Annotated in this window: 12 protein-coding genes; 5 read left to right on the top strand and 7 right to left on the bottom strand. The window is 37.1% G+C overall.

Translation table 11 applies throughout. The features are described 5' to 3' along the window. Positions 1-53: 53 nt before the first annotated feature. From G3A46_RS09485 to G3A46_RS09515, 7 genes are all read right to left on the bottom strand, one after another. Positions 54-512: an energy transducer TonB gene (locus G3A46_RS09485; protein ID WP_165149251.1), complete on the bottom strand. Its 459-nt coding sequence runs from the start codon at positions 510-512 to the stop codon at positions 54-56. A gap of 49 nt (positions 513-561) precedes the next feature. Continuing rightward, entirely contained in the window at positions 562-996 is a 435-nt protein-coding gene (locus G3A46_RS09490; protein ID WP_165149252.1) for an energy transducer TonB, read from the bottom strand. Positions 997-1,011: 15 nt separating this feature from the next. Beyond that, positions 1,012-1,836 (bottom strand): thymidylate synthase, encoded by an 825-nt coding sequence (locus tag G3A46_RS09495; RefSeq protein ID WP_165149253.1) that lies wholly within the window; start codon positions 1,834-1,836, stop codon positions 1,012-1,014. A 155-nt stretch (positions 1,837-1,991) separates the two neighbouring features. Continuing rightward, entirely contained in the window at positions 1,992-3,704 is a 1,713-nt protein-coding gene (locus G3A46_RS09500) for a nucleoside transporter C-terminal domain-containing protein (RefSeq protein WP_165149254.1), read from the bottom strand. 92 nt (positions 3,705-3,796) lie between these two features. Further along, entirely contained in the window at positions 3,797-4,420 is a 624-nt protein-coding gene (locus G3A46_RS09505) for a bifunctional nuclease family protein (RefSeq protein ID WP_165149255.1), read from the bottom strand. Positions 4,421-4,575: 155 nt separating this feature from the next. Continuing rightward, on the bottom strand, positions 4,576-5,541 hold the full coding sequence (locus G3A46_RS09510) for an electron transfer flavoprotein subunit alpha/FixB family protein (RefSeq protein WP_139855917.1): 966 nt from the start codon (positions 5,539-5,541) through the stop codon (positions 4,576-4,578). A gap of 126 nt (positions 5,542-5,667) precedes the next feature. Continuing rightward, on the bottom strand, positions 5,668-6,408 hold the full coding sequence (locus tag G3A46_RS09515; protein WP_165149256.1) for an electron transfer flavoprotein subunit beta/FixA family protein: 741 nt from the start codon (positions 6,406-6,408) through the stop codon (positions 5,668-5,670). 326 nt (positions 6,409-6,734) lie between these two features. Between G3A46_RS09515 and G3A46_RS09520 the strand changes: the two genes are divergently transcribed. The 5 genes from G3A46_RS09520 (at position 6,735) to hemL (ending at position 13,663) form a co-directional block, all read left to right on the top strand. Next, complete coding sequence (locus G3A46_RS09520; protein ID WP_165149258.1) at positions 6,735-7,715, top strand: pyruvate dehydrogenase complex E1 component subunit beta; 981 nt, start codon at positions 6,735-6,737, stop codon at positions 7,713-7,715. A gap of 265 nt (positions 7,716-7,980) precedes the next feature. Further along, the gene (locus G3A46_RS09525) at positions 7,981-10,473 is read left to right on the top strand and encodes a DUF5686 and carboxypeptidase-like regulatory domain-containing protein (protein ID WP_165149260.1); all 2,493 of its coding nucleotides are present in this window, start codon (positions 7,981-7,983) and stop codon (positions 10,471-10,473) included. Between the two features lie 59 nt (positions 10,474-10,532). Then, a complete protein-coding gene (locus tag G3A46_RS09530) occupies positions 10,533-11,456 on the top strand; it encodes a pyridoxal-phosphate dependent enzyme (RefSeq protein WP_165149262.1) in 924 nt (307 codons plus the stop codon). 1 nt (position 11,457) lies between these two features. Beyond that, entirely contained in the window at positions 11,458-12,285 is an 828-nt protein-coding gene (locus G3A46_RS09535) for a glucosaminidase domain-containing protein (protein ID WP_165149499.1), read from the top strand. Between the two features lie 88 nt (positions 12,286-12,373). Next, the gene (hemL, locus tag G3A46_RS09540; RefSeq protein ID WP_165149501.1) at positions 12,374-13,663 is read left to right on the top strand and encodes a glutamate-1-semialdehyde 2,1-aminomutase; all 1,290 of its coding nucleotides are present in this window, start codon (positions 12,374-12,376) and stop codon (positions 13,661-13,663) included. The last annotated feature ends 56 nt before the right edge of the window (positions 13,664-13,719 follow it).

Below are 13,719 nucleotides of genomic sequence, written 5' to 3' on the forward strand. Positions count from 1 at the left end.
AATATTGTTTAACGCTTTGATTGTCCCGTTAAACAGTTGTTAAACTAAAAATTCTAATTTTTACGCGTTCTTTTTGGAGGTTCAATTTTAAAGATAATAGGAAGTGAGTATAATACACCCACACGTTTCCCTCTGTGTTCTCCAGGAATCATTTTAGGTAAATTGCTTACCACGCGTTCGGCTTCTGCTTCAATTTCAGGTCGGTCTGCACTTGCCTGAACATCTACTACGTTTCCGTATTTATCAATTTTAAACTGCACGGCAGTTCGGTAAATTTTTGGAGGTAAATTTAAAGCCTCCATTTTTTTCATATTAAAATGCTGGTTGATAAAGGCCGAGATATTTTCGGACATGCATTTTTTTAATACTTCATTGTCAGTTCCAGTGCATCCCAGATATATGGGAACTCGGTCGATAACCGCAAATAGGACATCCGCCTGTGGTGCATTAGCGTCTTGAGCGAATGAAATTGTAGTAAAACCAAAAGCTAAGATGAGTAGAAAATTTTTCATAAGTGCAGGGATAAAATTAATTTTATACTAGAAGAAACCTGTTTAAAAACTACTTTCCAGTTTTAAAATTAAAGGGAACGGCCATTTTAATTTTTCTTGGTTTTCCTGCCATCATTCCTGGTTTCACCATTTTTGGGATGGCCATAATATTCCTTTTTGCTTCTTCTTGTAGCGATTTGGTTCCCCCTGTAACCTTGGTTACTTCAACCAATCCTTTTTCATTTATTACGAACTCAACCGTTACTTTTCCTTGCTCATTTCTCTTGTAAGCATCGGCAGGATATTTAAAGTTTTTAGAAATATGAGCCGTTAATTTTTGGTTGAAACAATTGTCGCGTTCTGCTACGTTGCCTTTTTCACATCCAGGCCATACAGGGCCAATTTCCTTAAGTGTAACTTCGTTTTTATTTACATCACCCCATTCTTCTTGCGCAAAGATGGTTGTGGAAAATAATATACAAACGGCAATGAGTAGGTTTTTCATAATAGGTTTTTGAAATTATATGGCAACTGCACCTTTAATATGTGGATGCGGATTGTAATCCACTAGGGTAAAGTCATCAAAAGTAAAACTGAAAATATCTTTTACATCCGGATTTAAAATCATTTTTGGGAGTGGACGAGGCTCGCGAGAGAGTTGAAGTGCAACTTGTTCGTAGTGATTGCTGTAAATATGCGCATCGCCAAAAGTATGAACAAAGTCTCCTGCTTCGTAGCCGCAAACTTGTGCCATCATCATTGTAAGTAGTGCGTAAGATGCTATATTAAACGGCACACCTAAAAAACTATCGGCACTGCGTTGGTATAGTTGGCAAGACAGCTTTCCATCGGCTACATAAAACTGAAAAAATGCGTGGCATGGTGGAAGTGCAGCTTTTCCATTTGCTACATTTTCAGCAAAAGGTTTTGAAGTGTCGGGCATTACGCTAGGATTCCAAGCGCTTACTAACATTCTGCGGCTGTCTGGATTCTTTTTAAGGGTTTCAACAATTTCTGAAATCTGATCTATTTCTTCACTGTTCCAATTTCTCCATTGATGTCCGTAAACAGGTCCTAAATCGCCATTTTCATCTGCCCACTCATTCCAAATTCGAACTCCGTTTTCTTGTAAGTACTTTATATTGGTGTCCCCATTCAAAAACCACAATAGTTCGTAAATGATAGATTTTAAGTGAAGTTTTTTAGTAGTAACCATCGGGAAACCTTCGCTGAGGTCAAAACGCATTTGATAGCCAAAAACACTTTTTGTGCCTGTACCTGTACGATCCTGTTTTTCAGTTCCGTTTTCAATTACATGTTTAAGTAAATCGTGGTATTGTTTCATTGTAAAGAAAAATAATTCAGAAAATAAATATAAATAATCAAACCAATTATTAAACTAAAAAGTAGAACAATTATTGCTATCGAATAAGGAAATCAAATTGTTAAACCATTCTATTTCAGAAGTGGTTACTTTCTAATTAAAAGCTGTTCGGTATACTACCCAATAATCATTCCAGCGATAGTTGCTGAAATAAGGGATGCTATTGTTCCCCCAAGTAATGCTTTCATTCCAAACTTAGAAAGCGTTTTACGTTGTCCTGGAGCTAAAGACCCAATTCCACCAATTTGAATTCCGATAGAAGCAAAGTTGGCAAAACCGCAAAGCATATACGTAGCCATAATAATACTTTTCTCGTAGTTAAGGTGAAGTCCGTTAGCTACATTTTTAAGTTCTGCAAGTTGAATATATCCTACAAACTCACTGGCTACAAGTTTAATTCCTAGTAGTTGTCCCATCATCATCATATCTTCTTTAGCCACTCCAATTAGCCACATTAATGGTGCGAAAACAGTACCGAGTAAAGCTTCTAAAGAAAGTGAATTATACGACGAATTTGCTGCAACCCAGTCATTAAGGTTTGTGGTGTCTCCAACCCAGCCTAATATTCCGTTTATCATAGCAATAAACGCTACGAAAACTAATAACATAGCTCCAACGTTTACTGCAAGTTTTAACCCTTCGGTAGTTCCATTTGCAATAGCATCCAAAAAGTTAGATCCTATTTTTTCTGAAGAAACTTTTACGTCGGTGTTTATCGATTCGGTTTGTGGGTATAATATTTTTGAAATTACAATTGCTCCTGGTGCCGCCATAACTGAAGCTGCTAAAAGGTGTTTTGCAAAAGTAAGTCTAAGCGCAGGGTCGTCGCCTCCTAAAAATCCGATATACGCTGCAAGTACGGCCCCAGCAACGGTTGCCATTCCTCCAATCATAACCAAGAGCATTTCACTCTTGTTCATTTTTTCTAGGTATGCTTTAATAAGCAGAGGAGCTTCTGTTTGCCCCAAAAAGATATTACCTGCAACACTTAAACTCTCTGCTCCAGAAATGTGTAGGATTTTGGTGAGTAACCACCCCATTCCTTTTACTACAATTTGTATAATGCCTAAGTAGAAAAGCACAGAGGTTAAGGCAGAGAAAAATATAATTGTTGGTAACACCTGAAGGGCGAAAATAAATCCGTATGAATTTACGTCTAACATTCCTCCAAAAAGGAATTCACTTCCTGCTTTTGTGTAATCTAATACGTTTACGAAAACCTGACCAATGGCTTCAAAAGTAGCTTTTATAAATCCTACTTTTAATACGCCAATAGCAATTACCATTTGGAATAGGAGCCCGATTCCTACTGTCTTCCAGTTAATTGCTTTTCGGTTTGAACTGAAAAGTACTGAAATTAATATAAGGGAAATCATTCCTAAGGCACCACGCCAAATACTGTTGAATGAAATTCCTTGGCTTGGGATTATTTGCGAATTGCTAGTATCGATATCCAAAACAGTTGCAGCTTCAATGGTATCGGCTTGTAAACTGTATGTAAAGTTGTTTTCGGAGAGTGTAAGTGTGCTGTCTGTTAGTTGTTCTACTCGAAATCTACGAATGCTATCGTTTGCACTATTAAAGAAAAGTACTAGTAGGTTATTCTGAAGAATATAATCTCCACTTGCTAGGGTGCTATCTTTTGGAGCTAGAAGATATTCAAAAGAACCATCCTTAAGATTTAGGTAGTCTTTTTCGGGATTGATATCTATGATAGAGAGCCCGGCTTGATCTTTTACTTCGGTAAATTGCCAATTCTTTTCGATGCTTTGCCCAAAAACGGTTCCGAAGAATAAAAGCGCAAAGGCTACAAGAGTAAATTTATACATATACTTAAAATCCCAAAAATTATATTCTAACATATTTAGTGGTTGAATTTACGGTATTTCATATTGCTATGTTAACCGTTACTGCCACTTATTTACTTTCGTTTCGATATTTCGTCACGTATGCTAGCGGCCTTTTCATAATTTTCATTTTTTACAGCTTCATCTAGCATTTTATTCAGTTCGGTTAAACTGAACTTTGTGTAATCTTCTCCAGCTGGTTTTTTAGATTCTTTATCTTCACCTAAAATTAAATTCTCAATCACTTCTTCCTCTTTTTTAGAGAGTGGTTTTTTTGAAGTAGGTGTTTTTAAATATATACCAGCTTTGTCTAAAATGTTTTTATAGGTAAAAATAGGAGCGTTAAACCTAAGTGCCAATGCAATGGCATCACTAGTTCTAGCGTCTATTATTTCTTCTTCTTTTTCGCGTTCGCAAATGATGCTTGAATAAAATACGCCATCCACTAGTTTGTGAATTATCACGTGTTTTATCACAATTTCATAACGGTCGGCAAAGTTTTTAAACAGATCGTGGGTGAGTGGGCGCGGGGGTGTTATTTCCTTTTCAAGTGCTATGGCTATAGACTGTGCTTCAAACGCACCAATAACTATTGGTAGTTTACGCTCGCCGTCAACCTCATTTAAAATAAGTGCATAGGCACCATTTTGCGTTTGGCTGTACGAAATTCCTTTTATGCTAAGTTTTACTAAGCTCATTCTTCAGTAATCAATACGCAGTGAGTTTCGTCATTGCGCAGTTCTTTAAACAATTGTTTATAAAAATAACGAATTTAAATCAATTAAAAAGGCTGTTTAAATGAGGGTGTTTCCTTATTTAAACAGCCTTTTTCGAAGCACAAATTAATAAAAAATTATGCGTTTTGAGCCTTAAACTCTTTTAATTTTTTGTTTAGCTCAGGAACGATTTCAAAAGCATCGCCTACCATCCCGTAGTCTGCAGCTTTAAAGAAAGGAGCTTCCGGATCGTTGTTGATAACAACTTTCACTTTAGAAGCGTTAATTCCTGCTAAATGTTGAATTGCTCCAGAAATTCCAATAGCAATATATAGGTTTGAAGCTACTGGCTTACCAGTTTGCCCAACGTGTTCGCTATGTGGTCTCCAGCCCATATCACTTACTGGCTTAGAACAAGCTGTAGCAGCACCTAAAATACCTGCAAGCTCTTCAATCATTCCCCAGTTTTCTGGTCCTTTAAGTCCACGACCTCCTGAAACAACTATTTCAGCATCAGCAATAGTAACAGTATCGGTAGCTTTATCTACAGAAACTACTTCCATATCAAAATCGTGAGCGTCAAGGTTTGCAGTGAAGGCTTCAGTAGTAGCTGAAGTTTCGTTTTCTTTTAAACCGTATGAGTTTTTACCAATTCCAACAATTTTAATATCAGTTGTTATTTCGGTATTAGCAAAGGCTTTGTTTGTGAAAACGCTGTGCTTCACTTTAAAAGGTGAAGTGCTAGATGGTAATTCAACAACGTTAGGAACAAAACCTGCTTCTAAGTTTACAGCCAATGTAGGCGCTAAAAACTTACTGTTTGCACTTGATGTTAAAACAATAACTTTTGCACCTTCACTTTTAGCAGCTTGACCTATTACATCTGCATAAGCTTCGCCGTTAAACTTGTTTAATTTATCGTCAGAAACTTCTAAAACTTTAGAAGCACCGTACTTTCCTAATTCTGAAGTATCATTCGCATTGATAGCTACAGCTGTAACGGAAGTACCCATTTGGTCTGCAATTCCCTTTGCATAAGAAACTGCTTCCAAAGCTATTTTCTTTAATTTTCCTTCTTCTGATTCGGTATATACTAAGATCATATCTGTTTTATTTTGTAATTATTATATTCCCGATAGCTATCGGGATTGGAATTCCAAATCTGAAGCTCCAAATTCCAAATAACTTCCAATTTTTTGTTATTTGGTGTTTACATTTGGTGCTTCAAATTAAATAGCCTTCGCTTCGTTGTGAAGTAGGTTAATTAATTCGTCTACGCTATCAACCAATTTTACAGCTCCTTTTGGTGCTGGTTTTTCAAATGAAACAGTGCTTGTTTCAGTATTTGCGTCAACAGGCTCTTTTACGTTTAATGGCTTAGTACGCGCTTGCATAATACCACGCATGTTAGGAATGCGAAGATCGCTTTCTTCTACCAATCCTTTTTGTCCACCAATTACAAGCGGAAGTGATGTTTTAAGCGTTTCTTTTCCACCGTCAATTTCTCTAATTGCAGTAGCTTTATCGCCTTCAACTTCTAGGTTAATACAAGTGTTTACGAAGTTAGCTCCTATTAGTTTTGCTACCATTCCTGGAACCATTCCACCGTTGTAGTCGATAGACTCACGACCACCAATTACTAGGTCGTAACCACCTTCTTTAGCAACGTTTGCAAGTTGTTTTGCAACAGAAAAACCATCGGTTGCAGCAGTGTTGATTCTAATAGCTTCATCAGCACCAATCGCTAACGCTTTTCTAAGTGTAGGTTCGGTTTCTGGACCTCCAACATTTACAACGTGTACAGTTGCACCTTGCTTTTCTTTAAACCACATTGCACGTGTAAGACCAAATTCATCGTTTGGATTAATTACAAACTGAACACCGTTAGTATCAAACTTAGTGTCGCCATCAGTAAAGTTAATCTTAGACGTTGTGTCCGGTACGTGACTAATACAGACTAATATCTTCATTTTTATAATGTTTTTGAATTGTAAAAATTGTACAAACCTACTATAGGTAATATACAGCGGTTTGCTTGCGGGCGAAGTTAATAATAATTTAGCTTTTATTTGCTATGCGTGCATAATAAATTTTGGTTAAATCTTTGAAATATTACTTAATCAGATTGGAATTATAGTATTTTTGCTTTCCCTAAAAAAAACTTAAGAAAATATTCTTTGGGTTTTTTAAGAGGCTGCAACGTTTTAAAATAGCGGAGCAGGGATAAAAATTTATAAAATAAATATGTAAGGCTTACTAGGTTTATAATAAAGCTTAGGATAAACTACAACGAGATATGAAAACACTACAATTTAGAGAAGCTATTGCTGAGGCGATGAGTGAAGAAATGCGTCGCGACGAATCTATTTATTTAATGGGTGAGGAAGTTGCCGAATACAACGGGGCTTACAAAGCTAGTAAAGGAATGCTAGATGAGTTTGGAGCAAAACGTGTAATTGATACTCCAATTTCAGAAAATGGTTTTTCAGGTATAGGTGTAGGGTCTGCTATGAATGGCAATAGACCTATTATTGAGTTTATGACTTTTAACTTCTCGTTGGTTGCAATCGATCAGATTATAAACAACGCTGCTAAAATGCGCCAGATGAGCGGTGGGCAATTTAATATTCCTATCGTTTTCCGTGGGCCGACTGCTTCTGCGGGTCAGCTTGCTGCAACCCACAGCCAGGCTTTTGAAAGTTGGTACGCTAACTGTCCTGGATTAAAAGTAATTGTTCCTAGTAACCCTGCCGATGCAAAAGGTTTGCTGAAAAGTGCAATTCGCGATGACGATCCCGTTATTTTTATGGAAAGTGAGCAGATGTATGGTGATAAAGGTGAGGTGCCAGAAGGAGAATACCTAATCCCAATTGGAGTAGCCGATATTAAAAGAAAAGGAACGGATGTAACCATTGTGTCTTTTGGTAAAATTATTAAAGAAGCTTATAAAGCTGCCGAAACTCTTGCCGAAGAAGGAATTGAATGTGAGATTATAGATCTTCGTACTGTTCGTCCATTAGATTACGAAACAATTTACGAATCGGTGAAGAAAACAAACCGCTTGGTGATTCTGGAAGAAGCGTGGCCATTCGGAAACGTTGCTACCGAAATTACTTATCAAGTTCAAAACAATGTGTTTGACTACTTAGATGCTCCTATTGTAAAAATTAACACTGCTGATACTCCAGCACCATATTCACCTGTTCTTTTAAAAGAATGGTTGCCAGATAGCGAAGACGTTATTAAGGCAGTGAAGAAAGTGCTTTATAAAAAGTAGAAGGTAGCGAGGAGTGGCTAATTTGTAGTTGGGAAGCAAAAGACATTTTTGTTGACTTATTACAGATTAGCCGAATTAAAATGTAACTAAAAGTTTACTTTTTTAAATAACAGCGTTTAAGAAAATTCTTTCAGCAATTATTGAAAAATCATCAAAATAGTTTTCCCTTTTAATTAATGTTTTATTATTTGTGATTTGTTTTTTTGAGATTTGTTATTTAACCATTCTTAAAGAATAAATATTTTATCCTCCAGAGTAAATTCATATGAAGCACTTTTTAATCATTTCGCTTTTATTTCTAAGTGCCTCGATTTTTGCCCAAACGAAAGTTAGTGGGGTAATTAAGGATGAAACGGGATATCCTGTATCTTTTGCCAATGTTATTTTTAAAGATTCGCAAGAGGGAACTATCTCTGATGAAAACGGGCGATTTTATTTAGAAAGCGATAAAACGTATAAGGCTGTAGTATTCTCATTTATGGGTTTTACTACTAAAGAGCAGGAGCTTACTGCACGAAGCACTTATAATATGGAAGTGGTTTTAGAAGAAACTTCCGATGCCCTGGATGAAGTAGTAATTTATACCGGAAAAACTTCTAAAAAAGATAACCCGGCACTAGATATACTGCGTAAAATTTGGGAAAACAGAAGAGAGAACGGGGTTAAAAAGTTCAAACAATACCAATACGATAAATATGAAAAGTTAGAGTTCGATTTAAACACAATCGATAGCGCGCTAATGAGTAATCGTATTTTCAAAGGAATGGAATTTGTCTTTGAACAAACCGATACATCTCGCATTACAGGAAACACCTACTTGCCAATTTTTATAAATGAAGCAGTTTCAAAAGTGTATGGTGATAATACCCTGAAACAAGAAAAAGAAGTGCTTCAAGGGAATAAAAACTCTGGTTTTGACAACAATCAAACGCTTATTGCATTTATAAAAGATCTTTATAGCGAATACGACGTTTACGATAACTACTTAAAGTTTTTTGATAAAGCTTTTACCAGTCCGCTTTCTCGTACTGGAATAGATGTGTACAACTATGTGCTTCAAGACAGTGCGTATCGTGACAACAAATGGTGTTACAATATTGTGTACTATCCACGTCGTAAAAACGAACTTACTTTTAAAGGAGATTTTTGGGTAAACGACACCACTTGGGCGATTAAGGAAATTAATCTTCAAGCTTCAAAAAGTGCAAACCTAAACTGGGTACGTGATGTGTATATCGAGCAGGAGTTTGATGTGTTAAACGACTCCATTTTCCTTATTACCCGCGATTACTTTTTAAGCGATTTTAGTTTTCAAAAGAAAGAAGCTGCCAAAGGCATCTATGGAAAAAGAACTACACTTTATGATAAGTATGTTTTTGATATTCCTAAGGACAAGAAATTCTACACCAAACAAGTAGATCCATACAATTACGATGTTTATAACCGTCCTGATGATTTCTGGGATAAAAACAGAATGGAGAAGCTTGGTAAGGATGAAAAAGGAGTTTATAAAATGCTCGACACCCTGAAAACGGTTGGGCGCTTTAAAGCCTTGTACAACCTTGGCGCAACCTTAGCAAGTGGGTATTACGAAGTAAACAATTTTGATATTGGTCCCGTGTTTTCAATTTTCGGATTTAATGAAGCCGAAGGAATGCGAGTTCGCCTTGGAGGACGTACGTACTTTAGTCAGAACGACCAATGGCGTTTAGAAGGTTTTGGGGCTTATGGTTTTAAAGACGATAGGTTTAAATACGGACTATCAGCCAAATGGCTTTTAGATAGAAAATCAAGACTAACAGTTTTTGGGGGGAATAGAAGAGATGTAGAACAAACAGGTTCGAGTTTAACCAACAGCAACGATGTATTAGGGCGTAGCCTTGCGTCGTCTTCACTGCTTTCTGTAGGGTCTAACGACCGACTTTCAAGGATAAACCTAAGTACAATTGGGTTTGATATTGAGCCTTGGAAAAACTTCGTCATTCGCTTAACAGGATCTTACCGAACATTAAAATCGGCTACCGATACTTTTAGTATCGATTATAAAGTGATGGAAGATGGCGTTTTTACTGGAGATGTAAAAAGTCATTTAAAACAAGCTGAAATTCAGTTTGGATTCTTCTATACGCCGGGTAGAAAAACTTCAGGGTATGGGGTGGAACGAACAGTTATAAACACTGGAGACTTCCCATCGTTTTTTGCAGGCTATAGCTATGGTTTAAAAGATGTAATGGGTGGAGATTTTGAATACAAAAAGTTGCAAGCGCTATACACGCAACCATGGAATATTGGCGGAATTGGCCGATTGTTATCTACTGTGGAAGTAGGAACAACCATAGGAGCTGTGCCTTTAAGTTTGCTAAACCCAATTCCTGGAAACCAAACGTACTTTAGTTTATACAACACTTTTACCCAGCTTGATTATTACGAATTTGTGAGCGATACTTATGCTTCACTACACTTACAACACAACTTTGGAGGTAGAGTTTTCTCTAGAATCCCATTACTTCGAAAGTTAGACTTACGTGAAGTAGTTGGCTTTAGAGCTGTTTACGGAACCATTTCGCAGGAAAATATAGATTTAAATGCATCGAACATTGTTTACAAAGCTCCTGAAGATATTTACTGGGAGTGGAGTGTAGGTGTAGGGAATATTTTCCGTGTATTTAGGTTAGACTTTAACTTCCGTGGAAACTACCTAGACAATCCAGGGGCAAGAGACTTTGGTGTTACTGGAGTTTTTGGGTTTGAGTTTTAGAAAACTCTTTTCTTTAGAAGTGCTTTTAAGTACTTAAAATATACTCTTACCTTTGCCAAATGCCATTAAAAACCACTCATATTACGAGCCCGATTCAAGAAGTTGATCTCAGTTTGTTTGGCATTAATGGATATTCACTTTTTGTAAAGCGCGAAGATTTATTGCACCCATTCGTTTCAGGGAATAAATTCCGAAAACTGAAATACAACCTACTGCGTGCTAAAGAAGAAAACCACGAAACGCTACTCACTTTTGGGGGAGCATATTCAAACCACATAGCAGCGGTGGCAGCAGCAGGAAAGGAAATGGGGTTTAAAACCATCGGAGTAATTCGAGGGGAAGAACTTGAATGTAAAATCTCTGAAAACCCTACGCTTAGCTTTGCTAAAGAATGTGGAATGAAGTTTCTTTTTATTTCCCGTGAAGCGTATCGAAATAAAGACAGTCAGTCCTTTCTTGATTCATTAATAAAAAATGCAGGCAAATCTTATATCATTCCTGAAGGTGGTAGCAATCATTTAGCTGTAAAAGGCTGTGAAGAAATCTTAGACGAACACACTAAACGGTTCGATACTATTTGTGTTGCAGTTGGAACAGGAGGAACAATAGCTGGCTTAATAAATGCTTCAGAAGAGCATCAAAATGTTCTCGGATTTTCAGCTTTAAAAGGAAATTTTCAGACTTCTGAAATCAATAAATACACCGATAAAACTAATTATTCTGTTACCGATGCGTATTGTTTTGGTGGTTACGCTAAAATAGATCCTAAATTAATACGTTTCATAAATGAGTTTAAGGAAAAAACAGCAATTCCGTTAGATCCTGTCTATACTGGCAAGATGATGTACGGCATTTTTGAGCTACTTAAAAATGAGTATTTCAAAGAAAATAGCTGTATTTTTGCCGTGCATACTGGAGGCCTTCAAGGCATTGCTGGTATTAATCAAAAGTTGAAAAAGAAAAACCTCCCTACAATTGAATAAAATGATTGCTAGACTTATCGCCCTTTCGCTAATTAGTGTAATATTTTTCGGTAGCTGTAAATCGAAAAAAACAGTTACTCACTATCCTAAAAAATCCAAAACAGAACGTGTTGTAAAAATACAACAACCCGACGAGAAAGGGACAAAAGCAGAAGAGCCGGAAGTGGTTATCATTCCTAAAAACCTTTCGTATAATGAGCGAGTTGAATTTTATATAAATCAGTATCGCGATATTGCAAAGGACAATATGGTAAACTACAAGATTCCTGCAAGTATAACTTTAGCGCAAGGGATTTTAGAAAGTGGCGCTGGTGCGGGCGAACTTACCCAAAAAGCAAATAACCACTTTGGAATAAAATGCCATACAGGTTGGGAAGGCGAAAGAGCGTATCACGACGATGATGAAAAGCAAGAGTGTTTCCGAAAATATACACATCCAAAGTATTCTTATCGCGACCATTCGTTGTTTTTAACGCAACGCAGCCGTTACCAAGATCTGTTTAGTCTTCGTATAGACGATTATAAAGGTTGGGCGAGGGGACTTCGCAGAGCGGGTTATGCTACTGATCCTAAATACCCAGAAAAACTAATTAGTATTATTGAAAGATACCGTTTAGATAGATTCGACAAAGAGGTTTTAGGCGGAAAAGTATCGGAACCTACTTCCAACGATACCGAAATCGCTACGTATTACGTAAAGCCAGGCGATACGTTGTATAATATTTCAAAGCGTTTCAACTTAACTGTGGAGGCTATTAAGAGATACAATGGGTTAAAAGATAATACCATTTCTGTAGGCCAGGTTTTATACTTGGGTTCAGCAAAATAATAATGCATTAAAATATACCTATCAGCACTTTTTATTTATGTGGTGTGGAGTTAGGTGTGATATAGAAATAAAGAATTTTGTTATGAGTATGATTTATCAAAGAAGTAGTGCTTTGTTTGTAGAAGCACAAAAAGTAATTCCAGGGGGAGTGAATTCTCCAGTAAGAGCTTTTAAATCGGTGGGAGGCACGCCGATTTATGCAAAAAAAGCAGAAGGAGCTTATATATATGATGAAGATGGCAACAAGCTGGTAGATTACATTAATTCGTGGGGACCAATGATTTTAGGTCACGCTCACAAACCTGTAGTTGATGCGGTAATCGACAAAACTAAAAGCGGAACATCTTTCGGTATGCCAACTGAAATTGAAACCGATATTGCTAAACTAGCAGTATCTATGGTTCCTAATGTTGATAAAATTCGTTTTGTAAACAGTGGAACTGAAGCTTGTATGAGTGCTGTTAGATTGGCACGTGGATTTACAGGAAAAGATAAAATTATCAAGTTCGCTGGTTGTTACCACGGTCATAGTGATTCATTCCTAATTCAAGCCGGAAGTGGAGCGATTACATTTGGGGAGCCTAACAGCCCTGGTGTAACCGAAGGAACTGCGAAAGATACTCTTCTTGCTACTTACAACGACTTAGATAATGTAGCTGAAACTATTGCTGCAAATCAAGGCGAAATAGCTTGTATCATTCTTGAGCCTGTTGCTGGAAATATGGGATGTATTCCACCTGCAGATGGTTTCTTAGAAGGGTTGAGAAAGCTTTGTGACGATAATGACATCTTACTCATCTTTGATGAGGTGATGACTGGCTTTAGGCTTGCACCTGGAGGCGCACAAGAGCTTTTCGGCATTGATGCTGACATTGTAACCTTTGGTAAGGTTATCGGTGGTGGACTGCCTGTAGGGGCTTTTGCTGCAAGAGCAGAAATTATGGATTATTTAGCGCCAATTGGTCCTGTTTATCAAGCGGGAACGTTAAGTGGAAATCCATTGGCTATGGCTGCAGGACTTGCAATGCTTAAAGAATTAGATGCTAATCGCAATATTTACAATTCTATAAACGAAAAGACAGCATACTTACATAAAGGATTAAGTGAAGCCTTAACCTCTGAAAATGTAAAACACACAATCAATCGCCTTGGTTCGATGATTTCAATTCATTTCTCTGAAACGCCAGTAACCAATTTTGATTCTGCCGCTGCTGCGAGTAATGATAACTTCAAAAAGTTTTTCCACGGAATGCTAAACGAAGGTGTTTACATTGCACCGAGTGCTTTTGAAACTTGGTTTATCTCTGATGCTTTAACGTATGAAGATTTAGATTTCACCATTGAAGCTTGTCGCAAGGTTGCTAAAAGTCTTTCGTAACAGTAAGTACTTACAAGAATAAAAAAGGCTTTTACATTTCGGTAAAAGCCTTTTTT

The organism is Aequorivita sp. KMM 9714, assembly GCF_011065475.1.
GTDB lineage: Bacteria > Bacteroidota > Bacteroidia > Flavobacteriales > Flavobacteriaceae > Aequorivita > Aequorivita sinensis.